The organism is Bradyrhizobium sp. LA6.8 (genome assembly GCF_040547935.1).
In the GTDB taxonomy this organism is placed as follows: domain Bacteria; phylum Pseudomonadota; class Alphaproteobacteria; order Rhizobiales; family Xanthobacteraceae; genus Bradyrhizobium; species Bradyrhizobium barranii.
The window spans coordinates 1,210,784-1,233,793 of sequence record NZ_JBEPQQ010000001.1; the positions used below are offsets into that span (position 1 = coordinate 1,210,784).

Here is a 23,010-nt window from a genome sequence, read left to right on the forward strand (position 1 = left end):
TCAAAAATAACCCACGGTCCCGTTCACGACAACGCACGAATGGGCATGGTCCCATGTGATGCGTTGTTGCGCAGGCTTGCCGCGCTGCTAATGTTTCAGGCGAAAAAGCAATTCCAGATCGGCCCCATCGGGCCGCGGAAAGACAATTTGTATGAATGACCACACGCGGCTCCGCGACGGCCATGCGCCGCACGGTGGGCTGGAGGGGTCGATGGCGGCGGTGGCGTTGGCCCCCGAACCGGCCGTCGTCGCGCAAGCGCCGGGAACCGGCGTCTATGCGGCGCTGGACCTCGGCACCAACAATTGCAGGCTCCTGATCGCTTGTCCGACCAGCGACGGCTTTCGCGTGGTCGATTCCTTCTCGCGCATCATCCGGCTCGGCGAGGGCGTCTCGGCGACCGGTTCCATCAGCGAGGCCGCGATCGAGCGCGCCGTCGCCGCACTCAGCATCTGCCGCGACAAGATCAATTTGCGCAAAGCCAAGCGGCTGCGGCTGATCGCGACCGAAGCCTGCCGGGCCGCCTCGAATGCGGAAGGTTTCCGTAGCCGGGTCGCGGCCGAGACCGGCATCGAGCTCGAAGTGATCGACCGCGAGACCGAGGCCTCGCTCGCCGTGCTCGGCTGCGCGCCGCTGGTCGACCCCAGGGGCCGGGGCGCGATCCTGTTCGACATCGGCGGCGGCTCGACCGAGCTGGTGCGGATCGAGCGCGATCCGCAAAATCCGGAGCCGCGCATCAAGGCCTGGATGTCGATCCCGCTGGGCGTCGTGACGCTGGCCGAGCAATTCGGCGGCCGCGACGTCACGCCGGAAATCTATGCCGCGATGGAGCAGGAGGTCGCCAACCACGTCGCACCGTTCGCCGAAGCGCACGGCTGCGATCTCGCCGACATGCACCTGCTCGGCACCTCAGGCACGGTGACGACGCTCGCCGGCATCCATCTCAACCTCGCGCGCTACGACCGCCGCCGCATCGACAGCATCTGGATGAACGATTCTGACATCACCGCGACCATCAGCAAGCTGCTCGGCATGAGCTACGAGGAACGCGCCAACAACAGCTGCATCAGCGTCGAGCGCGCCGATCTCGTGCTGGCCGGCTGCGCCATCCTCGATGCTATCAGGCGCGCCTTTCCGCTGCCGCGCCTGCGCGTCGCCGACCGGGGCCTGCGCGAAGGCATGCTGGTCGAGATGATGCGCGAGGACGGCGCACTCAGGAGCTGGTGAGATGGCCAAGGACACCACCGGCCGCTTGCACGTCCAGGTCAAGACCGGCGGCAAGCGCAAATTGTCGTCGAAGCTGTGGCTGGAGCGGCAGCTCAACGATCCCTATGTGGTCAAGGCGAAGGCGCTCGGCTATCGTTCGCGTGCCGCGTTCAAGCTGCTCGAGATCGACGACAAATACCGCCTGCTGAAACACGGCATGGCCGTGGTCGATCTCGGCGCTGCGCCGGGCGGCTGGAGCCAGATCGCCGCCAAGCGCGTTGGCTCGGTCGACGGCAAGGGCAAGGTCGTCGCGATCGACCTGTTGGACATGCCCGAGATTGCCGGCGTCGACTTCGCGCAGCTCGACTTCATGGACAACGACGCACCCGCGAAGCTCACTGCGATGCTCGGGGGCGGCGCCGACATCGTGATGTCCGACATGGCCGCCAACACCACCGGCCACCGCAAGACCGACCAGCTCCGCATCGTCGGCCTGATCGAGACGGCGGCCGCATTCGCGTGCGACGTGCTGAAACCGGGCGGGGCATTCCTGGCCAAGACGTTCCAGAGCGGCGCCGACGCCGATCTGCTGGCCCAGCTCAAGCGCGATTTTGCGACAGTGCGGCATGTGAAGCCCGCGGCCAGCAGGCAGGATTCCTCCGAGCGCTATGTGCTGGCGACGGGGTTTCGCGGCGGGCAGCCGGACCCGGGCTGACTTGTCACGCTCACATCAGCATGACATTCACATCGATAACATCTTGAGCTGATAGATTCATCATCTGCAATTTCAGCGGGTGAGATCAATCCATGCCGTGCCTTCATCGACAACGCTTGCGCGTTTGCAAGCATCGCCTTTCTCTTGTCTCGGTCTCCTTGCTGGCGTTGGCGTCGCTCGGCTTTGCTTCGGCGACGACGTCGCGTGCAGGGACGTCGATCACGGTCAGCACCCAGACGCCTTACAATATCGGCCTCAGCGGCAACGACGATCTCGGCGATCTCAAGAAGATCTACCAGAGCGCGAACAGCCCGTCCGAGCAGGCTCTCGACCAGTTCAACCAGATCATCACCGATACCGGCATGAAGCGGACGCGCCTGCTGCTCAGCGATGTCTATTGCGATGTCGATCAGACCGGCGATGTGTTCGGGTACACGCAGGACGGCGTTTTCCATCCGGGCGACTGCCAGCCTCTGGCCTGGCATCTTGAGTGGGCCCTGGGTCGCGGGCTCTCGCCTCACGTGGCGGTCGCGGCCTTCATGCCGCCGCGCCTGGTGCAATACGGACCTGGCGAGAGTTGGAATCGGAACGGGCCGGCTCCGGCACTTTTCCAGAAATACGCCAACGCTCTCGTGCGATATATCGCGAAGAAATCGTTCGACGGCGGGGCGTCATCCGTCATCTTCGAGGTCAGCAACGAGGCCGATATCGCCGATTCAGCCCCGGAGAACTGGAGCGACACCAATCCATCCGCCTACAGGCTCAAGCCATTGGGGTCATGGGGCCGTTGGCTGTGGTGGATGGATCCGGCCAAGTATGTCCTCAACCAGTGGACCCCGCTGCAGACCCACGTGATGTCCAAGGCCGAAGATCCGACTTTGTCGTACCCCTACGGGCTCGATGCGCGCCGTCTGCCCAGGCAGCTCTTGCCGGTTCAGAAGGTCTTCTCGCAGGCGATCGTGAACATCAGAAACGAACTCGCCGCCAACCAGAGTTATAACGGCAAGACGCTGGAAATGGCCGGGCCGGCCCTGGTCGGACTGAGCTTCAACTATTATCCGGCGGAGAATCTTCCGACGCTGGAGGAAGTCTTCCTCGACCAGACCTTCAATCCGCTGGCCGACACTTACTTGGCAAAATTCAACGCGCGGCTCGATCGTTTTTCGTTCCACTATTACGGCTCGACAGACGGCACCGGCGGTTTCGCGTTCTTCGACAATCTGGTCGACAAGGCCAAGGCCAAGCTGGACGCCTTGAAGAAGAACAATGCCAACATGCCCGACGTTAAACTGTTCCTGTCGGAATGGGGCCCTACGGCCTATGAGGCGACTGACGTCAATTATTCGCACAAGGGGGCGGCCTGGACGGCGGCGTTCCTGTCCGAAGCCGTGAAAAAGAAGATATCGATGGGGTCTTACCTCATTATCGGCGACGGCCAGGGGGATCCGAACATCACACCTTTCCTCGGCCAGGCCAGCCTGCTCCACAAGGTGCCGCACGGCGACAAGCCGGCCGACTACTACCCGAAGCCGGTCGCGAACCTCTTCAAGATGTACAACAAGATGTCCGGCCAGCGCGTGCAGGCCGCTCTCACCGGCGGGGCGGGCTCCCACCTCAACGCGTTCGCGACCTGGGATGGCGCTAACTCGACCGCGAACATCATGGTCTACAACTATGATCCGACACGTGTCTTCGGCAACAACATTTCGACCGAGACGCCGGAGGGGATTTCGCTTGAGGTCGACAACATGCCGTTCAGCGACGGCTCGACCGTGACGATTGAGCGCTACCTGATCGATGCGAATACCAGCAACCTGGCGAAGTTCTATTCCGATCCGACCCACCCCGATCCCAACCTGCAGAGGATATTGCTGCAGCGAACGATCAATAGCGGAAAGCTCGTCCTGACGGGCGACGCGCTCGGGCTGGGTGTCGTGCTCTACCGCATATTGCCGCCGACGGTGGTTCCCTAAGTTAGTTGAACGCAAACCAGACCTTGGCGACGAATGTCGCGCCGCACCAGTTCGAGACCAGGCCGTCCGGGTTGGTGATCGGATTGGCGCGGCCGCCCGGCCGCGCATTTGGATCGCCGGTAAAGACGAAGCAGTTTTCCTTCGACAGATTGGTGTCGTAGTAGCGCAGATCTAGGTTGAGCGCCTTGTGCGTGAACGTCACGCCGGCCTGCCAGTTGAGATAGGCTGGCAGCGGGAAGCCGCCAAGTTGCGAGGTCTGGTTGCCAAACCAGGAATAGCCGGCGGCGGTGGTGAACGACACGGTCAGGTTCTTCAGCAGAAACCGCTCCGGCACGTCGAAGCCGATGCCGGCCGCCACATATTGGCTCCAGGCGCCAGTGTTCGAGACGTTCGGAGAATAGGCGTAACCGCCGGCGACGCGGACCTGATCGCCGATGCGTCGATCGCCGCGGACAACGATCTCCCAATAATTGATGCCGTTGGTCTCGCCAGGAAGTCTTTCACCGGGATAGGCGAAATAGGTCGCCCCAAGATCAAAATCGATCGTGGCAATCTGCGGGCGCATGCCGGCGGCAAAGGTGAGTTCGGCGGCCGGTTGGGTCGGCAGCTTGACGGTGGCGACCGTTGTGCTGGCGTAGAGCGGGCCCCATCGCGTCTCGAAGGCGGCGCCGGCCGCGGGGCCATGATCGGACAGCGTGGTCCCGCGATAGATGTAGTCGGATGCAAGCCCCGCGCGAGCGCTGAATTCGAGCTCGTCGGCAGGCGTTGCGTGGGTGGTGTCGGCCGCCGACCAACCGCGGTTGCCGAGGCCGAGCGCCCCGGCCGAGGATTGGGCCAGCGCCAAACCGCCGGTCATGGGTGCAAGCCACAATCCGGCCAGCGCGGCAAATAAGGCGCCGCTTGCACCCCGAAACGATGTTTCGTGTCGCCGCAAGTCGATCATCCTCCCAGAGCGACCGCGATGCCAACCAGCGTACTACCGACAGCCACCATCGCAAGTCCCGCCACCGAAGGCCGCAGCCCGCTACGAACCCCGAACACGTAACCGCAACAGAACAGCATCACGATGGCGACGGCGTAGGAGACGCGTAGCGCCAGTCTGGCGTCGCTCAGGAACAGGAACGGGATGACCACCGGGAAGGTCGACAGGAAGCTCAGCAGGCAAAGGCCGAGCGCTCCGATCCAGTCGCGCTTCGTCAGCCCTGGACCGGGGGCCGGCTCAGGCAATTGTTGCAGCCGTTTCCGCATCGATTCCAATTGCTCTACGGGCAGCATGGCCGACAATTCCGGCGGCAGCGCGTCGGCAATGACGCGGCGCGCTGCTTCGGGATCCGGCGCCTTCCGTATCGCGCGGAAGGTCAGAACCTTGTTTCCCCGGTCATTGATGCGCGCCAGCAGATAAAGACCGCCGTCAACGATGCCCCATGCGAGATTGCAGCCGAGTGCGCCGATCAGCATTGTTTGAATATTGATATTGGTCCCGGTCGCGACACCAAGCGAGCAGATGAAGGTAAGGGCCATGATCAGTCCGAACAAAGTCTCCGAGATCCGTTCCATCGGATCAAGTATGCTCCCGAACGGAGTATCCGGTCCCAATAGAGCCATGGCTTGGTCTTCGATCACCGTTTGCAGGTGTCATCGAGGCTCATGTCCGGCTTTCGCTCCTTGAGCTAGGTCAAGGCGGCTGGGCACGAGTGCTGGGCCGATCGGCCGGCGGACGCCGCACGTGCCCGCCACATCGTGGACGATTTTACGACGTCGGGTTCTGACCGACGTCGCTCGGACCTGATAGCGCTTTACCCCAGCCGCTGGTCCCGCACGTCCTGCGTATCCTCCGTCGCCGTCTTGACGGCGGCGGTCGCCGCGCTCTTTGCGGCCCCCTTGCGGCTGGCGATCTCGACCGCCTTTCGGCCGGAGATCTCGTGGCCGGCATCGGCAGGCATCTGCCAGAAGAACCAGCTCGACGCCGCCGAGGTCAGCGCGATCACGACGAAGGCCGGCGCGAACACGGTGGCGTCGATCTCGCTGACATGGTTGAACCACATCGTCGTTTCCACGCAGGCCGCGCCGACCGCGACGCCGGCGGAGACCGCGAGCTGCTGGTTGACGCTAACCAGCGTGGTGGCGCGGCTCATCTGCGCGGTCTCGACGTCGGCATAGGCCACCGTGTTGATCGCGGTGAACTCCAGCGAGCGGAAGAAGCCGCCGACCACCAGGATCACCAAGATGATGAGCAGCGGCGTCGTCACCGTGAACAGCGCGCAGACGCCGAGGAAGAACGCGCTGACGACCGCGTTCACCGTCATCAAGTTGCGGAAGCCGAAGGTGCGGATAATGCGCGCGGCCAGCGTCTTCATGCCCATGGCGCCGAGCGAGGAGCCGAAGGTGACGAGGCCGGAATGGAACGGCGACAGCCCGAAGCCGATCTGCATCAGCAGCGGAAGCAGGAACGGCCGCGCGCCGATGCCGAGCCGGAACATGAAGCCGCCGAAAACGGCCGCGCGCAGCGTCGGCAGCTTCAGCAGCGAAAAATCCAGCACCGGCGAACCCGTCCGCCGCGCGTGCAGGACGTACAGTGTCATCGAGATCGCTCCGCCCACGACCAGCGCCGCGACCGTGCTCCAGGGCAGAAGGTTGAGCCCGGCGACGGAGAGACCGAACGCGATGCCGGCGAGGCCAACGCCCGCGAGCACCATGCCGTAAAGATCGAACGGTTCCCGCGTCTCGCTCTTGATGGGATCGATGAAACGCAAGGCCATGAAGATGCCGAGCAGCCCGATCGGAATGTTGATCAGGAAGATCCAGTGCCATGACGCATAGGTCGTGATGAAGCCGCCGAGCGGCGGGCCGATCACGGGCCCGATGAGAGCAGGGACCGTCACCCAGGCCATGGCGTTGACCAGCGCGCTCTTGTCGACCGAGCGCAGCAGCACCAGGCGCCCCACCGGCGTCATCATCGCCCCGCCCATGCCCTGAAGGATGCGCGCGAATACGAAATCGGTGACGGAGGTCGAGAGTGCGCAGCCGATCGAGCCGACCATGAAGACGCCGACCGCGATCGCGAACACCATGCGCGCGCCGAAACGGTCCGCAGTCCAGCCGCTCGCCGGGATGAACACCGCGAGCGACAGCAGATAGGAGGTGATGGCAAGCTTGAGCGTCAGCGGGCTCGTGCCGATATCGGCCGCGATCGCGGGCAGCGAGGTGGCGATCACCGTCGAATCCATGTTCTCCATGAAGAGAGCGGTGGCCACGATCAGCGGGATGACGCGTTGCTTGTCGACCATGACAGATTGGTAATGAAAATCAGAAGGAAAGGTGGACTTGCGGCTTATCACCGCCGCTCCGCCAGGACCATTGCGGATCAACGCATAGCACCTAAATCCTCCGTAACAACGGTGTGACCCTCGACGGCGGGTGCCCGCGCTCCCTCGTCATTCCGGGCTCGCGACTTCGTCGCGCCGGGGAATGCCAAGGGGTGGCCGCCGCCCGGCCATCCACGCGGAATTTACTTAAAAAGCCTGTGCATGGCTGGCCGGCGGTCCGATTTGCTTTGATTCGTCGCGTGGCCGTGCTATCGACCCGCGTCAACCCCACCGATGGGCTCCGATTCTCCGGCGATGCCGCAAGGCACGCTGAGGGCGGCGCTCATCCATAGCTATTTGCGGCAGGGCCGCAGGAAGGAGTTGGCAGATGGCCACGGTGCAACTTCAAGGCATTCGCGAAGCCTTTACGTTCGACGACGTGCTGTTGAAGCCGGGCCTGTCGGACGTCATGCCGGGCGAGGTCGACATCCGCTCCCGCGTCACCCGCGCCATTCCGCTCAACATCCCGATCATGGCCTCCGCCATGGACACGGTCACCGAAGCCCGCATGGCCATCGCCATGGCGCAGGCCGGCGGCCTCGGCGTCATCCACCGCAATTTCGATCCCGAAGGGCAGGCCGCCCAGGTCCGGCAGGTCAAGCGCTACGAGTCGGGCATGGTGGTGAACCCGCTCACCATCAGCCCCGAGGCCACGCTCGACGATGCGCTCAAGCTGATGAGCGACCACGGCATCTCCGGCATTCCCGTCGTCACCGGTGCGAGCAAGAATACGCCCGGCAAGCTGGTCGGCATCCTCACCAACCGCGACGTGCGGTTTGCCACCGACCGCCGGCAAAAAGTCTCTGAGCTGATGACGCATGATGGCCTCGTCACGGTCCGCGAGAATGTCAGCCAGGACGAGGCGCGGCGGATGCTGCACCAGCATCGCATCGAGAAGCTGCTCGTGGTCGACGAGCAATATCGCTGCGTCGGCCTGATCACCGTAAAGGACATGGAGAAGGCGGTCGCCCATCCGCTCGCCTGCAAGGATGCGCAGGGCCGCCTGCGCGTCGCCGCCGCCACCACCGTCGGCGACACCGGCTTCGAGCGCACCGAGCGGCTGATCGATGCCGGCGTCGATCTCGTCGTCGTCGACACCGCGCACGGCCATTCCCGCCACGTGCTGCATGCGGTCAACCGCATCAAGCGTCTGTCCAACTCCGTCCAGGTCGTTGCCGGCAACGTCGCCACCACCGAGGGCGCGCAGGCGCTGATCGATGCGGGCGCGGACTGCATCAAGGTCGGCATCGGCCCGGGCTCGATCTGCACCACGCGCATCGTCGCCGGCGTCGGCGTTCCCCAGCTCACCGCGATCATGGATGCGGTCGAGGCTGCAAAGAAGTCCGACATTCCCGTCATCGCCGACGGCGGCATCAAGTTCTCCGGCGACCTTGCGAAAGCGCTCGCCGCCGGCGCCGACATCGCCATGGTTGGCTCGCTGCTCGCCGGCACCGACGAGACCCCCGGCGAAGTGTTCTTGTGGCAGGGCCGTTCCTACAAGGCCTATCGCGGCATGGGCTCGGTCGGCGCGATGGCGCGCGGTTCGGCCGACCGCTACTTTCAGCAGGACATCAAGGACACGCTCAAGCTCGTGCCTGAAGGCATCGAGGGCCAGGTGCCCTACAAGGGTCCGGTCGGCAACGTCATGCACCAGCTCGCCGGCGGCTTGCGCGCCGCGATGGGCTATGTCGGCGCAAAGGACATGAAGGACCTGCACGACAAGGCCCAGTTCGTCCGCATCACCGGCGCGGGCCTGCGCGAAAGCCACGTCCACGACGTCACGATCACGCGCGAGAGCCCGAACTATCCGGGCGCGGGTTAGGTACTCCACACACCACTGTCATGCCCCGGCTTGACCGGGGCATCCAGTACGCCGCGGCTTCTCGGCTCAATCACAGGCGTCTCGGAATACTGGATCGCCCGCCTTCGCGGGCGATGACAGCGAGAGTGTGCTTTTGTATTGACGCGCTCCTTTCCCTCCGCTTCCGTCCGGTCGAAACAAAATCCGGAGGAAGCCATCATGTCCCAAGCAAAACGCATCGTTCTCGCCGCGCGTCCCGTCGGTGAACCCAAGCCATCCGATTTTCGTCTGGAGGAATTCGCAGTCCCGGCGCCCGGCGCAGGGGAAGTCCTGCTGCGCACGATCTGGCTCTCGCTCGATCCCTATATGCGTGGACGCATGAGCGACGGTCCGTCCTACGCAGCACCTGTGCCGGTCGGCGGCGTGATGGAGGGCGAGGCAGTCAGCGAGGTCGCGGCCTCCAACAATCCTGATTTCGCCAAGGGCGACATCGTGCGAGCCCGTACCGGATGGCAGTCGCACGCAATCTCCAACGGCAAGGGCTTGATCAAGGTCGATCCGAAGCTCGGTCCAATCTCGACCTCCATCGGCGTGCTCGGCATGCCCGGCATGACCGCCTATACGGGCCTGCTCGATATCGGCAAGCCGCAGGAAGGCGAGACCGTCGTCGTCGCCGGTGCCTCCGGTGCGGTCGGCTCGGCCGTCGGCCAGATCGCGAAGATCAAGGGCGCGCGTGCAGTCGGCATCGCCGGCGGCAAGGACAAGTGCGACTACGTGGTGAAGGAGCTCGGTTTTGATGCCTGCCTCGATCATCGCGAAACCGATTTCGCCGCGAAGCTGAAGTTTGCCTGCCCGAAAGGCATCGACGTCTATTTCGAGAATGTCGGCGGCGCCGTGTTCGAGGCGGTGTTCCCGCTGCTCAATCCGTTCGCGCGCGTGCCGGTCTGCGGCCTCATCGCCCACTACAACGACACCGAGGCCAAGCCGCCGAAATGGGCGGCCAGCATGATGCGCGCGACGCTGACCAAGCGGCTCACCTTCCGCGGCTTCATCGTCTCCGACTTCGCCAACCGCCATGGCGACTTCCTGCGCGACATGTCCACCTGGGTCCGTGACGGCAAGGTCAAGTACAAGGAGTTCGTCACCGAGGGCCTGGACAGCGCACCCGGCGCCTTCATGGGGCTTCTGAAGGGCGCCAATTTCGGCAAGCAGCTGGTGCGGGTCGGGCAAGATAAGGCGTAAAGCGTTTTCGAGCGAAGTGGGTACCGGTTCGTGTGAAGAAAACGCGTCAGACTAGATGCTAGAGCCCGGAACGGGGTTCTAGCTGCAAGGCCTAGTTGCAAAGGCGTCACACTCCGGACATCGATGGTTAACAAAGAGTGACCGATCGGCCACACCTGCCGGCAAAAGCCGCAGGTGTGACCGTCGGTTCATTGACGGCTGAGCGAAGGCATTGAATCATCGCGCATATTTTAGGTGCTGCGATGTTAGAGATTGGTATTTTCAGCGTAATCCTTCTGGCTGCCGGCTATTGGGCGACCCTGTTTGTCATGGGCCGTCGCGACGACGTCATCCATGGCAAGTTCGTCCACGTCGACGAGGAGGGCGATTTCACGCCAGCCGCGATGCCGGCGCCACCGCCGCCATTCCCGAAGCGTCCGGGCAAAGCTGCGCAGCCTGACAAGGTCCAGCCTGCGAAGGCGGAGGCGAGGCCGGTGAACAGCGATGCGCTGCAATCGCTGCTGGCTGCGATCCAGCAGGACCTCAAGACCATCGCCTGATCTGCAACGCTCAGACGCTGCCGCGCTCGACCAGGAACAGCTCGACCGCGAGCCGCTGCTCGGCGCGCGGCGTGCCTGATAGCCGCGCCAGTAGCAGTTCGCCCGCGATCCGCCCCACAGCCGCCGCATCAAACGAGATGGTGGTGAGACCGGGCGTGATCTGATCGGCGACGTCGTTGTCGCCGAAGCCGAGCAACGCCAGATCGAGCGGCACCGAGAGGCCACGGGCGCGGGCCTCAATCAGCGCGCCGGTCGCGAGCAGATCGTTGGCACAGAACACCGCATCGACGTCGCCGCCGCGATCGAGCAGGGCGGTGAAGGCGGCGCGGCCGTCGGCCAGTCCCGTGATCTCACCGACACCGATCTCGTGGACGATCTCGAGGCCCAGCTGTGCCGCTGCGTTCCGAAATCCGTCGCGGCGCAGTGCGCCACGGCCGCTGCCGCGGCCGATGAAGGCGACGCGGCGATGTCCGGCTTCAGCCAGCCTGCGCGCCGCCATCGCGCCGGCATCCGCATTGGGCAGGCCGACCAGCATGTCGATGGGGTCGCGCGGAAACGCCCAGGTCTCGATCACGGGAATGCCGAGTTCGAGCAGCGCGGCACGATTCTCCTCGAGCTCGATCACGCCGGTGAACATCACTGCTGCGGGGCGGATGCCGCGCAGCGACTGGATCATCGCGACTTCCTTGGCATAGGAGTAGGAGGTCTGCCCGACCAGCACCTCGAAGCCTTCCGGCTCCAGCGTGGCGGCGAAGCTGCGCACCGCAAGGCCGAACTGCTGGCTGAGAATGTTGGAGACGAAGGCCATCACCACGTTCGAGCGCCCCGAGCGCAGCGCGCGCGCATGCGGATTGGACGCGTAGCCGGTCGCCTCGATCACTTCGAGGATGCGTTCGCGAGTCTCGCGATTGACCTTCTCGGGGTGGCGCAACACCCGCGACACCGTGATCGGCGCGACGCCCGCGCGCTCCGCGACTTCCTCGATGCGCGGCGGCCGCCCGCTCGCGCTGGCGCGGCCGGGCGGCGCTGGAATGCGCACCACGTCGTCATAGGTCGGCTTTGCCGGATCGGTCATCGAATCCCGAGTGTAATCGCAGTCGGTATCGTCTCCAAAACTCAGCGCGCCGGCAGCTCGTCGCGTGACAGCGCGCGGCCGACCTGGACCAGGCAGTCGCCGCTCTGGCTGTCGGTGTGCAGGCGTTGCGAAATCACGATGCCGTCGGCGGGGAAGCGCAGCACCTCTTCCGGCAGCTCCGGGCGCTCGAAATCATGGTACCAGCCGGCGACGTCGCCGGCCGCAACGCGCGTGCCGACCATGACGGCGGGCTCGAACCAGCCGCGCCGCGTCGCGAACACCGCCTGCGCGTGGCTTTGCAGCGCCAGCAATTCGGTGGCGCGTTCGACCGGCGCATGTGGCCCGAGCACCGGGGCCTGGACAAGGCCGAGCGCGAGCAACAGCCGATCGACCGCGCGTGCCGTGAGCGCCATGGTCTGCGGCGTGACGGTGCCGCCGCCGCCGAATTCACCGGAGAGCCCGATCGCGCCGGCGCGTGCAGCCGCGGCCATCGAGGTCGGAGCGGTCGCGCCGTTCTCGGCGACGAAGGCGAAGGGCATCCCCAACCCCTCCATCAGGCGCAGCGCGTGGGCGAACATCTCGGGCGTGCCCTGCCGCTCGATCAGCGCGCAAGGCACATGCGCCATCGAGGTGCCACCGGAATGGATGTCGAAGATGACTTCGTGCCGCGGAAACAGCTCGTGCTCGAGGAAGTGCGCAAGCCGGAACGTCGGCGTGCCCGCGGCATCGCCGGGGAAGGCGCGGTTGAGGTTGCCTTCGTCGAGCGGCGAGCGGCGCCGCGCCGCCATCACGGCCGGCCAATTGGCGAAGGGCAGGATGGTGATCTCGCCTTTGACGTCCTTTGCATCGAGCCGGCGATACAGCCGTGTCAGCGCGATCTCGCCCTCATATTCGTCGCCGTGATTGCCGGCCATCAAAAGCAGTTTTGGCCCGGCGCCGTTCTTGATCCGGAAGATCGGGATCTTGAGCTGGTAGTAGGGGGAGCGATCGATCGAGAAGGGAATGCCGAGATGGCCCGACCATTTCTGGTCCTTCTCGAAATTGATCTCGTGGAAAAGTCCGGTATGCATGGCTTGCCTCGCGGCCGCGCCGTCGCCGGCGCCGGCCAAAGGTTGAAAGGATGGCGGCGCCCTAGAGCAAGGCGACCGCGGTCATCTCGACGCGCAGGTCGGGATCGGCGAGGCGGGCTTCGACGCAGGCGCGGGCCGGCGGGTTGGCCGGATCGATCCAGGCATCGTAGACCGAGTTCATGGTGTCGAAGTCGGTGATATGAGGCAGGAAGACGTTGACCGCGATCAGCTTGGAGCGGTCGGAGCCGGCCTCCTTCAGCAGTGCGTCGATCTTGGCGAGCACCTGCTGGGTCTGCGACACGATGCCGGCCTTGCGGTCATCAGCGACCTGGCCGGCGATGTGCACCATTCCGCCTGCGGCGACGGCCTGGCTCATGCGCGAGCCGACGACATAACGTTTGATCATCTCGAATTCTCCTCATGAAGATTGGCTCCCGCATGATGCGGGAGCCGTGTGCTAGTTCACAGCGTCGGCAGCGTCTGCTCTTCCTTGAACCATTTCAGTTGCAACGCGCCGAGCTTGCCGTTGAGCTTGTTGAAGAAGATGTCAGTATTGATCCAGTTGAGCAGGTTCTGCTCGCCCTGGCGCACGCCGACATGAGCCGGCGACTGGCGGATCAGGAATTTCAGCTCGACCTCCTTGGTCGGGTTCTGGTCCTGAACCTTCAACGCGATGGCGCTGTTCTCGGCAAAGGTGTCGGCTTGTCCTGCGAGAAACGCGGCGAGCGCGGCCGGCGTGTCCTCGAAGCGCACCAGCTTCACCTTCGGCGCGTTGTCGGTGAGCCAGACGTCGAGCGTCGAGCCCTTGGCCACCGCAACGCTGCGGCCGTCGAGATTGTCGGGCTTCTTGCCGGTCGCGGCCGGAATTGCCTTGGCGCCATAGACGCCGAGATTCACCACGGCATAAGGCTGCGAGAACATCACCTGCTGGGCGCGCTCGGGCGTCGCGCCGAGGCCCGCGATCAAGATGTCGATCTTGTCCGAGAGCAGGCTCGGGATGCGCGCTGCGCCCGTCACCGGCACGAGCTCGAGCTTCACGCCCATGTCGGCGGCGATCAGCCGGGCGAGGTCGGCATCGAGGCCCGCGATCTCGCCCTTGTCGTCCTTGAAGCCCCAGGGCGCGGCATCGGTCAGCAGGCCGACGCGCAGCTTGCCCGCGCCGAGAACGTCCTGGAGCTTGTCGGCTTGCGCGAGGGTGGGGGCAGCGAGCACGGCGAGCGCCGTGGCTGCGATCGCAAAGAGGGATTTTAGTGGTCTCATGGCTCTCTCCTGATCGGGGATTGGTGGATGGTTATTTGGCGGACGCGATGAAGCTGGCGAGCTCGGGGGTTTCAGGATTGGCGAACAGTTTTGCCGGCGGTCCCTGTTCCCAGACGCGGCCCTGATGCATGAAGACGATGCGGTTGGCGACGTTGCGGGCAAACCCCATCTCGTGGGTGACGAGGATCATGGTCATGCCCTGCTTCGCCATCGCCTCCATCACCTTCAACACTTCGCCGACGAGCTCGGGGTCGAGCGCGGAGGTCACCTCGTCGAACAGCATAAGGTGAGGGGCCATGGCGAGGCAGCGCGCGATGGCGACGCGTTGCTGCTGGCCGCCGGAGAGCTGCTCCGGCCAGGCGTCGATCTTGTCGGCGAGGCCGACCCTGGTCAGCACATCTTCCGCCAGTGCACGCGCTTTCGCTTTGTCGATGCGGCCGGTGAGGAGCGGAGCCAGCGTAATGTTGCGCTCGACCTTCAGGTGCGGAAACAAGTTGAAAGCCTGGAACACGATGCCGACGCGTTGACGGAATGCCTTCAGGTCAGGCATCCTGGCCTGGACCTTCTCGCCCTCGACGCGGATCTCGCCGGAATCGACGCTCTCCAGTGCATTGATGCAGCGGAGCAGCGTCGACTTGCCGGAGCCGGAGCGGCCGATGATCGTGACGATCTCGCCTTCCTCGACGTCGAGCGAGACGCCCTTGAGCACCTCGACCTTGCCGAATGTTTTGTGCACGTCGCGGATTTCAACGAGAGCCATCGAGGCGGGCCTCCAGAGAGCGGGACCAGAGCGTGAGCGGCAGGCACAGCGCGAAATAGATAGCGGCGACCAGCGCGTAGGTGAGCAGCGGCTGGAACGTCGCCGCGCTCACCACTTGGCCTGCGCGGGCAAGCTCGACGAAGCCGAGGATCGAGGCGAGCGAGGTGCCCTTGATCAGCTGCACCAGGAAGCCAACGGTCGGCGGTAGCGACAGCCGCAGTGCTTGCGGCGCGATGATGTGGCGGAATTGCTGCCAGGCGGAGAGGCCGAGACAGCTGCCTGCCTCCCATTGCGCCTGCTTCACGGCTTCCAGCCCGCCGCGCCAGATCTCGCCGAGGAAGGCGGCGGTGTAGAGCGTGTAGGCGACGGTGACGGCAACGAGGGCCGGCACCTGGATGCCCAGGAACATCGGCATGCCGAAATAGAAGAAGAACAGCAGCCCGAGCAGCGGCACGCTTTGGACGATCTGGATGCACGCCGCCATCGTCCAGCGGAGCCCAGCGAAGCGGCTGATGCGGCCCGTGGCGAGCGCTAACGCCAGCGGCGCACCGAAGGCGAGCGCGAGCACGACGAGCGCAACTGTCCAGCGCAGCGCCGCGAACAGCGAGACGAAATCGATGAGGGTGAAGGATCGCATCGCTGTCCCCTCAGCGCCGCCGCGGTCAGCGGAAGGCCGCCAGACCGATGATGGCGAACAGCGCCTTGAACGACATCGCCATCGTGAAATAGACGACGCAGATCACCGCATAGACCTCGAAGCTGCGATAGGTGCGGCTCTCGATGAAGCCCGCGACGTGGAACAGCTCGTCGGTCGCGACCTGCGAAGCGAGCGAGGTGCCGAGCAGCAGCAGGACGAACTGGCTGGTCACGGCCGGATAGGCGTTGCGCAGCGCCGGCGGCAGTAGGATGTGACGGAACACCTGCCAGCCCGACAGGCCAAGGCATTGGCCGGCCTCGATCTGGTTCTTCGGCACGGAGTCGAGGCCGGCACGGATGATCTCGACCGAGTAGGCCCCGAAATAGAGCGACAGCGCGACGGCAGCGGCTTCGAACGCCGGCAGCTTCAGGCCGAAGTTCGGCAGCACGAAGAACACGATGAAGATCTGGATCAACGACGGCGTGTTGCGGAACAGCTCGATGTAGCCGCGCACCAGCCAGCGCAACGGCGTGATGCGGCCGTTCAGCGCGACCGCGCCGGCAACGCCGATCAGAAGCCCGGCCAGCGCCGCGATCACCGTCAGTTCGAGCGTGACGATGGCCCCGTCGATGAGCTGGTTCTGATAGCGCCACAGCGGCAGGAAATTCATCGCGCGCGCCGCCTCAGCCGAACTGGGTGGGGAGGGCGCGCGTCACGACGCCGTCGGCGTCGAGGCCGAGGATGACGCGCCAGCGGTCGAGGCAGGTGCAGGGATGCGAGATGCCGAAGGCGATGACGTCGCCGACCGCAAGCGTGCCATCGGGCGCAACGGACAGGAATGCATGCTGGTCATTGAGACGGGTGACCGACAAGGTCTCGGCGAGCCCTTGCTGCGCGACGCCGTCGCGGAAGACGCGCAGCGGAACCGGCAGCCCCTGGTCGAACGAGGCATCGCGCATGCCGAAGCCCGCGATCGCGAGGCCCGCTTCCGGCCGCGACAGCACCTCGGCCCAAAGTTTAAGCGCAGGTTTGAAACCCTCGGCCGCCGAGTGCCGCGCGCCGTCGATGACGAGACCGCCGCGACGGTCGAGTTCGGCGAAAGCGCGCGCGTAAATGCCGTGATCGGCGAAGAACACGGCGCCCGAGCGCAGCAGGACGCCGGCGTTGCCGTCGGCCTGCGCGCTCGGTGCGAGCGCGCGGGCGACGACGTCGAAATAGGCTGAGCCGCCGGCGCTGATGATCAGCGGCCGGTCCGGGGCTGCATGACGTACCAGCGCGAAGGCCGCGATGGTGCGCTCCATCAGCGCCGCGATCGCGCGCATCGTCTCGTCGGCGTCGGGCGTTGCGACCGCGCCTTCGTAAGTGGCGACACCGCCGAGCAGGAGGCCGTCGGCCGCGAGCACGGCCGCAATCGTCGCTTCGACCGCGGCGCGATCGCGCGCCCCGGCCCGGCCCGCGCCGAGCTCGACCAGCACGGACAATTCGCTGCGGCCCGCAATCCGGGCTGCTTCCGCCAGTGCCGCGACCGCCGCCGGTGAATCCGCGAAGGCGTGAAATTCGACGTCGGGATAGGCGCCGAGCAACACGCCGAGCCGCCGGCCGGCCGCGAGCCCGCCGATCTCATTGGCCAGAAGCAGGCGCCGCTCGCCGCTCGCGAGCAGCACGGCGGCCTGCTGGATGTTGGCAACCGTCGTGCCCCAGGCGCCGGCCTCGTGCAGCGACCGGGCGAGCTCCGGCGACATCGGCGTCTTGGCGTGGGGCGCAACGGCAACGCCGGCGCCCTTGCACCAGCGCAGGAAGAGGTCGCGGTTGGCTGCGAAGGCGGCTTCATCGAGCGTGAGGGCGGGCAGGGCGAGATCGCCGCGGCACGGCTGCCAATCCTGGCGGGCGATCTCCTCGATCGGCAGGCCATCGACCAGGGGAATGCCCCGCGTGGTCGTTGAAAGACGTTGGCTCTCCCACCGGGACAAGAACTGCATCGTCGCTCCCTCAGCGGCCCCTCGACCGCTCGGGAACGATATGTCGGAATGACAACGTTGTCATTAGCGCATTCTAGCCAATCTTGGCGCGAATTCGATGCAGCAAGGTATTTAGGTAGGGTGCTGTGCCCGTGAATTGGGCTAGTGCTCGCCGCCCATCTGGGCGAGCAGCTCCTCGATATCGACATCGACCTGGCCCGCGGCCCTGACGTGACGAACTTCAAAACTGTTCGGCCGGAAGCGGTACTCGACGAGCCCGACTTCCTTGATCGCGATCGGGTCCTGGCGCGCGTCGTTGATCCTGAAGCCGGCCGACGGCGCCCAGACATGGCGGGTGTGGCGCCAGGTGAAGTCGCGCCGCTGGTGCACGTGGCCGCTGGCGATGAGGCGCAGGTCCACAGTCGAGAACATCTCGATCAGGCGCGCGCGTGCCGGCTGCGGCACGTAGCGGATCGAGGTCTCCGGCGTCTCGGGGTCGTCGGGCAGGTTGAGAAACATCGGCTTGTGCACGAACAGCGCGATCGGCCTGCCGTTGATGCGCGCCATTTCCCGGGACAACCAGTCGAACTGCTCAGCCTCGAAGGCGAGCCCGGAATTCATCACCAGCGAGTTCAGACCGATGAAGTGCCAGCCGGCCGCTTCGAACGACCAATGGTCCTCGCCGATGATGTCGCGGAATTGTTGGCGGTGCTTTTCCTCCACCGGCGGCTTGGGCGCAGGCCCGATCGCGGTCGGATTGTCGCCGATGTCGTGATTGCCGGGGAGGTAGCGGCAGGCGACGGGCAGGGCGTCGTGCAGGCTCTTGGCGAATTCGACATCGTCGCGACTTGTCGGCCCGTCAAAGGAGACGTCGCCGGTGTTGACGACGAGGTCGGGCCTATCAGCGTCGATGTGTTCGCTGACGCGATCGAAGTTGGCGATCAGGCCGGGGAAGCGCCGGCCGAGATGAGTGTCGGAAATCTGCGTGAGGCGAAATTCGGACATGGCATCAGCATACGCGTTGTCGCACGTCGGAACGATGACGGCACGCGCATGCATCGCCATGAAACAAAGTTTAAAGCACGCGATAGCGGATCGTGTAGGCGTCCTGCGAGGCGCCGCTGCCGGTTGCCGGCGAGGCGATGCGGTCGGCGAGGTGCCAGGGCCCGAACTGCTCGGACCGGTGCGGCTCGGCGGGCAGGCGGAGACGGAATTCAAAGGTGCCCTTGCCGGGCAGGTTCACGACCAGCACGCGGTCGGCGGTGCGGTGGTTGAGCGCCACGGCGCCGCGCAGCACGGAGCGGCCATCACCGAGCTCGCGCACGCCATCGACCAGCGCCAGCGTCTGGTTGCGGTCGGTGTGCAGCTCGATCTGGCTGTCGGTCACCGCCGTCAGCGTTTCCCTGGGCATCCGGATCTCGAACTCGACCGCCGGCTTGGACGGGTTGAGGCCGAGATAAGCTAGCGCGGCGTGGCGCATGTCGTAGGCGGCGAAGGCAAACAGGGCGAGGGCGGCCAGAGTGGCGAGGCCATGCCTGACGACGTCGCGCCAGCTCCGGTAGCTCAGGCGGAAGTACACCGTCATCGCCAGCGCGACCGCGAGCGCCGCCGCCATGCCTGACAGCGCCGACATCAGGACGCCGAGCCGGCCGTCCGCGGATTCGGTCAAAAGGCTGGAGAGGGTGTTCATGTCAGTCTCTTGGCGCTCGCTCGCCTTGCGGTCCCAGGGGCCGAAATCGCTTTAACTATCGGGCTTTGGTCGCGGGACCGGGAACACCGGTTCAACTCGTTGATTGTCAGCGCCAGCAGTCGCGGCTAATGACGGTCCGCGGTGTTCCGCCCTACGGGAAAGTTCCGATGTCCATCCAAATGGTTTTGCTGCCTGTCTTCGTGCAGGTCGGTCTCACCTTCGCACTCCTGATCGGAATGGCGCTGGCGCGCCGGCGTTCGCCGGTCTCCGGCGAGACCAAGAGCCGCGACATTGCGCTGGGCGAGCAGTTCGAATTGCCGGTGCTGTTCTACGCGCTGATCGCGCTGGCGCTGCCCTTGCGCCATGCCGATCTCTTCATCGTGCTGATGTCCTGGGTGTTTGTGGTGACGCGCTTTGCCCATGCCGGCGTGTTCGTCTCCTCCAACGATCTCGGCCGGCGCTCCACGATCTGGCTCGCGGGCGTGCTTGTGCTGCTCGCGATGTGGATCTACTTCGCGCTGAAGATGCTGTTGTTGATCTAGGCGCGCGCATGATCCGGACCCGGAGGGCCGCGTTAGCGCAAAGTGGATGCCGGTTTTCCGACAAGATCAGCGCAAAACAAAAATAGCCATTCCTGACCTGAAAGATTCAAATGACTCCCGCTGCCCGGCTGTCCGCAGCCATCGAACTGATCGACACCATCGAGAAGGACCGCGTGCCGGCGGCCAAGGCGCTGAAGGAGTGGGGCACCGCGCACCGCTTCGCCGGCTCCGGCGACCGCGCCGCCATCGCGGGCCTCGTCTGGGACGTGCTGCGCCGCTATGCCTCGAGCGCCTTCCTGATGGACGCCGATACCGCGCGCGCCCGGCTGATCGGCATGCTCCGCCTCGAGCGCAACATGGACGCGGCCACCATGGGCGCGCTGTTCGACGGCAGCCGGTTTGCACCGGCGCCGCTGACCGAGGCCGAGCAGGCCGCGCTGGCCTCGCGTTCCCTCAAGGACGCGCCGGCTGCGATCGCCGGCGACTATCCGGACTGGCTCGACCCGTACTTTGCGAAAGTGTTCGGCGAGGAGCGCGCCGCGGAGGCGGCTGCGATGGCGAGCCGGGCGCCGCTGGATTTGCGCGTCAACACGCTAAAATCCAATCGTGACAAGGTGCTGCGCGGGCTTGCTCATCTTCATGCGGAACCGACGCCATGGTCCGCAAACGGCCTGCGCATCGAGCTTTCGGCCGATGCGCGCAATCCCGGCCTCCAGGCGGAGGAGGATTTCATCAAGGGCGCCGTTGAAGTGCAGGATGAGGGATCGCAGCTTGCGGCCAGCTTCACCGCGGCAAAACCCGGCGAGCAGGTGATAGATCTCTGCGCCGGCGCCGGCGGCAAGACGCTGGCGCTCGCAGCCATGATGCAGGGCAAGGGACGGCTGATCGCCACCGACAGCGACAAGCGCCAGCTTGCCCCGATCCACGAGCGCCTGTCGCGCGCCGGCGTCCACAATGCCGATGTCCGCACGCCCAAGGGCGAGGCCGATCCGCTGGCCGACATCAGCGGCACCGCCGACCTCGTCGTGATCGATGCGCCCTGCACCGGAACCGGCACCTGGCGCCGCAATCCGGACGCCAAATGGCGCATGCGCCCCGGCGCGCTGGAGATCCGCCTGCGCGACCAGGCCGAAGTGCTGGAGCGCGCCGTGCCGCTGGTCAAGGCCGGCGGGCGCATCGCCTACATCACCTGCTCGGTGCTCGCGGAAGAGAACGGCGAGCAGGTGAGGGCGTTCACGGCCCGGCATCCGGAGTTCGCGATCTTGCCGCCCGAGCAGACCGCAAGCGTGCTCTGGGACAAGGCGGAGGATTTTGCAAAGGCCGCGCTGCAGTCAGACGAAGGCTGGCTGATGACACCGCGGCGGACGGGGACGGACGGGTTCTTCGTCTCGGTGCTGAAGAAGACGTAGCTCCGTAGGGTGGGCAAAGCGAAAGCGTGCCCACCATTCGCAGTGTGAAAGATGGTGGGCACGGCGCGCGAAGAGCGCGCCTTTGCCCACCCTACGGCACCGCGCGTGCCGCGCCGCAGGTCCCCAAAACAAAAGCCCCGCGAACCGAAGCTCGCGGGGCTTTCTAACTCGACGTTCTGCCGGTACGTCCGTGGTCAGAACGGTGCGTGGGCGTTAGCCGACGCGGAGATTGTCAGCCGACGACTTGCCGCTGCGGCGGTCGGCGACGATGTCGAACGAGACCTTCTGACCCTCGTTGAGGGAGGAGAGGCCAGCGCGCTCGACGGCGCTGATGTGAACGAACACGTCCTTCTGGCCGTCATCCGGCTGGATGAAACCATAACCCTTTTGGGTGTTGAACCACTTCACGGTGCCCATAGCCATGGGAATTTCCTTTAGTTAGTTAGAGAGGATACGCACGTGGACCGGTACGCGAAATTGCGCCCATGATCCTGTTCAGTCGATGTTTGGGGAAGTCATCTGAAGCGTGCGCGCCCGTCTGCAACGAAGCGAAGCGGCCCAGTCGTTCGGCCAAGTATCGATGATCACAATATAGCGAGAATTTGGGGCTACTTCAAGGCACCACCCGTGGGCCGGCATGTGGCGCGGCTTTGCTATTTTGCGGTGCAAATGAGCCGCCCGACAGCCCTCAATCCACGATGAAAAGCGTCGCCCCCGTGGCCGTCGAGGACCGGTGCGCGGCGTCGCCGAAGTCGGAGACCTGGTAGCTCATCCCCGCCGTCAGCTTGAACTTGCGGCCGTCGCGCAGCTCCGAGTCGAGCTCGCCCTTGAGCACGTAGAGCACGTGGCCGCGGTCGCACCAATGGTCGGCGAGATAGCCCGGCGAATACTCGACCATCCGCACCCGGAGATCGCCGATGTTGAGCGTCCGCCACTTGGCCTGCCCGGTCTCGCCGGGATGCGTGGTGGCCTCGACCTTGCTCCAGTCGGTGACGGTGAAGGGGGAGGCGGGGAGTTTCATCGGTGGTGATCCTGTTTCAGAGCCGGCGGGCGCAGTGTTAGCGCACGCGCGTCCGGCAGTCTCCGTCATTGCGAGCGATACTCGGTGTCATCGCCCGACTTGATTGGGCGATCCGGTATTCCAGAGGCCGTGCCGTGATACGGAGAAGCCGCGGCGTACTGGATTCCCCGCTGGCGCGGGGAATGACAGCGGTGGGCGAGGCGGCGCCGTCTGCACACGATAAGCGCGTGGCCGACAGCAATGCGCGCAAGCGTCACTACGCCAAATGGTTCGCCGACCCCTGCACGATCCGCCCCGCGTCATTCACCCGCAGATATTCGCAGATCCGCTTCCCCCGCTCGTTCGCATAAAACACAACCACGCTGTCCGGGCTCACGAACACGTCGATCAGCGTAAAATGCAGCTCCGGCAGCAGCGCGAGCGCCTTGCCCCAATACGCCCGCAGCGCGTCCTTGCCGCGCACGGTGCCGCTGGCATCGAACCCCATCGCGGGGATGCGGTCCGAGGTCATCACGGTGTCCTCGGCATAGAGCGTCAGCACGCGCTCGAGATCGCGCGCGTTCCAGGCCTCGACCCAGGTCCGGCCGAGCGCGGCAAGCGTCGATGGCTGATGGTGCTGTGACATCGCGTTCTCCCTGATTGGCCCCTGTTTGACGCGTGGGCCAAATTAGGTCAATAATACTTACCTATATCCGTTTGTCCATGCCCAAAGAAGAATGTGGGCGCGCGCATCGCGCGGTTGCGGGCAG

24 protein-coding genes are annotated in these 23,010 nt (G+C 65.2%); 8 read left to right on the plus strand and 16 right to left on the minus strand.

From position 1 onward, the window contains the following. Positions 1-151 precede the first annotated feature (151 nt). The 3 genes from ABIA90_RS05290 to ABIA90_RS05300 all read left to right on the plus strand — a co-directional run bounded on the left by ABIA90_RS05290 (position 152) and on the right by ABIA90_RS05300 (position 3,892). Entirely contained in the window at positions 152-1,225 is a 1,074-nt protein-coding gene (locus ABIA90_RS05290; RefSeq protein ID WP_354117520.1) for a Ppx/GppA phosphatase family protein, read from the plus strand. Between the two features lies 1 nt (position 1,226). Further along, complete coding sequence (locus ABIA90_RS05295; RefSeq protein ID WP_063983800.1) at positions 1,227-1,919, plus strand: RlmE family RNA methyltransferase; 693 nt, start codon at positions 1,227-1,229, stop codon at positions 1,917-1,919. A 116-nt stretch (positions 1,920-2,035) separates the two neighbouring features. Next, the gene (locus tag ABIA90_RS05300) at positions 2,036-3,892 is read left to right on the plus strand and encodes a hypothetical protein (RefSeq protein WP_354117521.1); all 1,857 of its coding nucleotides are present in this window, start codon (positions 2,036-2,038) and stop codon (positions 3,890-3,892) included. Between the two features lies 1 nt (position 3,893). Here the strand turns inward: ABIA90_RS05300 and ABIA90_RS05305 are convergent, their stop codons facing one another. From ABIA90_RS05305 to ABIA90_RS05315, 3 genes are all read right to left on the minus strand, one after another. Further along, positions 3,894-4,748: a TorF family putative porin gene (locus ABIA90_RS05305; RefSeq protein WP_354117522.1), complete on the minus strand. Its 855-nt coding sequence runs from the start codon at positions 4,746-4,748 to the stop codon at positions 3,894-3,896. 83 nt (positions 4,749-4,831) lie between these two features. Further along, positions 4,832-5,449, minus strand: coding sequence for a VIT1/CCC1 transporter family protein (locus ABIA90_RS05310; protein ID WP_354117523.1), 618 nt, complete (start codon positions 5,447-5,449; stop codon positions 4,832-4,834). A 239-nt stretch (positions 5,450-5,688) separates the two neighbouring features. Beyond that, the gene (locus ABIA90_RS05315; protein WP_354117524.1) at positions 5,689-7,179 is read right to left on the minus strand and encodes an MFS transporter; all 1,491 of its coding nucleotides are present in this window, start codon (positions 7,177-7,179) and stop codon (positions 5,689-5,691) included. Positions 7,180-7,585: 406 nt separating this feature from the next. Here ABIA90_RS05315 and guaB point away from each other — a divergent pair, with 406 nt between their 5' ends. The 3 genes from guaB to ABIA90_RS05330 all read left to right on the plus strand — a co-directional run bounded on the left by guaB (position 7,586) and on the right by ABIA90_RS05330 (position 10,839). Beyond that, positions 7,586-9,079, plus strand: coding sequence for an IMP dehydrogenase (gene guaB, locus ABIA90_RS05320; protein WP_028150953.1), 1,494 nt, complete (start codon positions 7,586-7,588; stop codon positions 9,077-9,079). A gap of 198 nt (positions 9,080-9,277) precedes the next feature. Then, positions 9,278-10,300 carry an NADPH-dependent curcumin/dihydrocurcumin reductase gene (gene curA / locus ABIA90_RS05325; RefSeq protein ID WP_354117525.1) on the plus strand — a complete coding sequence of 341 codons (1,023 nt, stop codon included), beginning with the start codon at positions 9,278-9,280 and terminating at the stop codon, positions 10,298-10,300. A gap of 242 nt (positions 10,301-10,542) precedes the next feature. After that, positions 10,543-10,839, plus strand: a complete 297-nt coding sequence (locus tag ABIA90_RS05330; RefSeq protein WP_085402226.1) for a hypothetical protein — start codon at positions 10,543-10,545, stop codon at positions 10,837-10,839. A 10-nt stretch (positions 10,840-10,849) separates the two neighbouring features. Here the strand turns inward: ABIA90_RS05330 and ABIA90_RS05335 are convergent, their stop codons facing one another. The 10 genes from ABIA90_RS05335 to ABIA90_RS05380 all read right to left on the minus strand — a co-directional run bounded on the left by ABIA90_RS05335 (position 10,850) and on the right by ABIA90_RS05380 (position 19,289). Next, positions 10,850-11,914, minus strand: coding sequence for a LacI family DNA-binding transcriptional regulator (locus ABIA90_RS05335; RefSeq protein ID WP_354117526.1), 1,065 nt, complete (start codon positions 11,912-11,914; stop codon positions 10,850-10,852). A gap of 41 nt (positions 11,915-11,955) precedes the next feature. Continuing rightward, the gene (locus ABIA90_RS05340; RefSeq protein WP_354117527.1) at positions 11,956-12,984 is read right to left on the minus strand and encodes a succinylglutamate desuccinylase/aspartoacylase family protein; all 1,029 of its coding nucleotides are present in this window, start codon (positions 12,982-12,984) and stop codon (positions 11,956-11,958) included. A gap of 61 nt (positions 12,985-13,045) precedes the next feature. Next, entirely contained in the window at positions 13,046-13,390 is a 345-nt protein-coding gene (locus tag ABIA90_RS05345; RefSeq protein ID WP_018645782.1) for a RidA family protein, read from the minus strand. Between the two features lie 56 nt (positions 13,391-13,446). Continuing rightward, positions 13,447-14,244 carry a transporter substrate-binding domain-containing protein gene (locus ABIA90_RS05350; RefSeq protein WP_063983792.1) on the minus strand — a complete coding sequence of 266 codons (798 nt, stop codon included), beginning with the start codon at positions 14,242-14,244 and terminating at the stop codon, positions 13,447-13,449. Between the two features lie 31 nt (positions 14,245-14,275). Continuing rightward, a complete protein-coding gene (locus ABIA90_RS05355) occupies positions 14,276-15,004 on the minus strand; it encodes an amino acid ABC transporter ATP-binding protein (protein ID WP_354117528.1) in 729 nt (242 codons plus the stop codon). After that, entirely contained in the window at positions 14,991-15,641 is a 651-nt protein-coding gene (locus ABIA90_RS05360; protein WP_071914840.1) for an amino acid ABC transporter permease, read from the minus strand. Before ABIA90_RS05360 ends, ABIA90_RS05355 begins: the two co-directional genes overlap by 14 nt. Before the next feature lie 25 nt (positions 15,642-15,666). Next, positions 15,667-16,311, minus strand: coding sequence for an amino acid ABC transporter permease (locus ABIA90_RS05365; protein WP_354117529.1), 645 nt, complete (start codon positions 16,309-16,311; stop codon positions 15,667-15,669). 13 nt (positions 16,312-16,324) lie between these two features. Further along, positions 16,325-17,620 (minus strand): alanine racemase, encoded by a 1,296-nt coding sequence (locus tag ABIA90_RS05370; protein WP_354117530.1) that lies wholly within the window; start codon positions 17,618-17,620, stop codon positions 16,325-16,327. A 141-nt stretch (positions 17,621-17,761) separates the two neighbouring features. Beyond that, positions 17,762-18,604: a metallophosphoesterase family protein gene (locus tag ABIA90_RS05375; protein ID WP_354117531.1), complete on the minus strand. Its 843-nt coding sequence runs from the start codon at positions 18,602-18,604 to the stop codon at positions 17,762-17,764. Between the two features lie 70 nt (positions 18,605-18,674). Continuing rightward, positions 18,675-19,289, minus strand: a complete 615-nt coding sequence (locus ABIA90_RS05380; RefSeq protein WP_354117532.1) for an acriflavin resistance protein — start codon at positions 19,287-19,289, stop codon at positions 18,675-18,677. 167 nt (positions 19,290-19,456) lie between these two features. Here ABIA90_RS05380 and ABIA90_RS05385 point away from each other — a divergent pair, with 167 nt between their 5' ends. After that, a complete protein-coding gene (locus ABIA90_RS05385; protein WP_282522164.1) occupies positions 19,457-19,831 on the plus strand; it encodes an MAPEG family protein in 375 nt (124 codons plus the stop codon). Positions 19,832-19,941: 110 nt separating this feature from the next. After that, complete coding sequence (locus ABIA90_RS05390; RefSeq protein WP_354117533.1) at positions 19,942-21,240, plus strand: RsmB/NOP family class I SAM-dependent RNA methyltransferase; 1,299 nt, start codon at positions 19,942-19,944, stop codon at positions 21,238-21,240. A 213-nt stretch (positions 21,241-21,453) separates the two neighbouring features. Here ABIA90_RS05390 and ABIA90_RS05395 read toward each other — a convergent pair whose 3' ends face one another. From ABIA90_RS05395 to ABIA90_RS05405, 3 genes are all read right to left on the minus strand, one after another. After that, the gene (locus ABIA90_RS05395) at positions 21,454-21,663 is read right to left on the minus strand and encodes a cold-shock protein (RefSeq protein WP_008141931.1); all 210 of its coding nucleotides are present in this window, start codon (positions 21,661-21,663) and stop codon (positions 21,454-21,456) included. Positions 21,664-21,928: 265 nt separating this feature from the next. Further along, positions 21,929-22,261, minus strand: a complete 333-nt coding sequence (locus tag ABIA90_RS05400; RefSeq protein WP_247312124.1) for a DHCW motif cupin fold protein — start codon at positions 22,259-22,261, stop codon at positions 21,929-21,931. A gap of 256 nt (positions 22,262-22,517) precedes the next feature. Next, entirely contained in the window at positions 22,518-22,886 is a 369-nt protein-coding gene (locus ABIA90_RS05405; RefSeq protein ID WP_354117534.1) for a nuclear transport factor 2 family protein, read from the minus strand. Positions 22,887-23,010 lie beyond the last annotated feature (124 nt).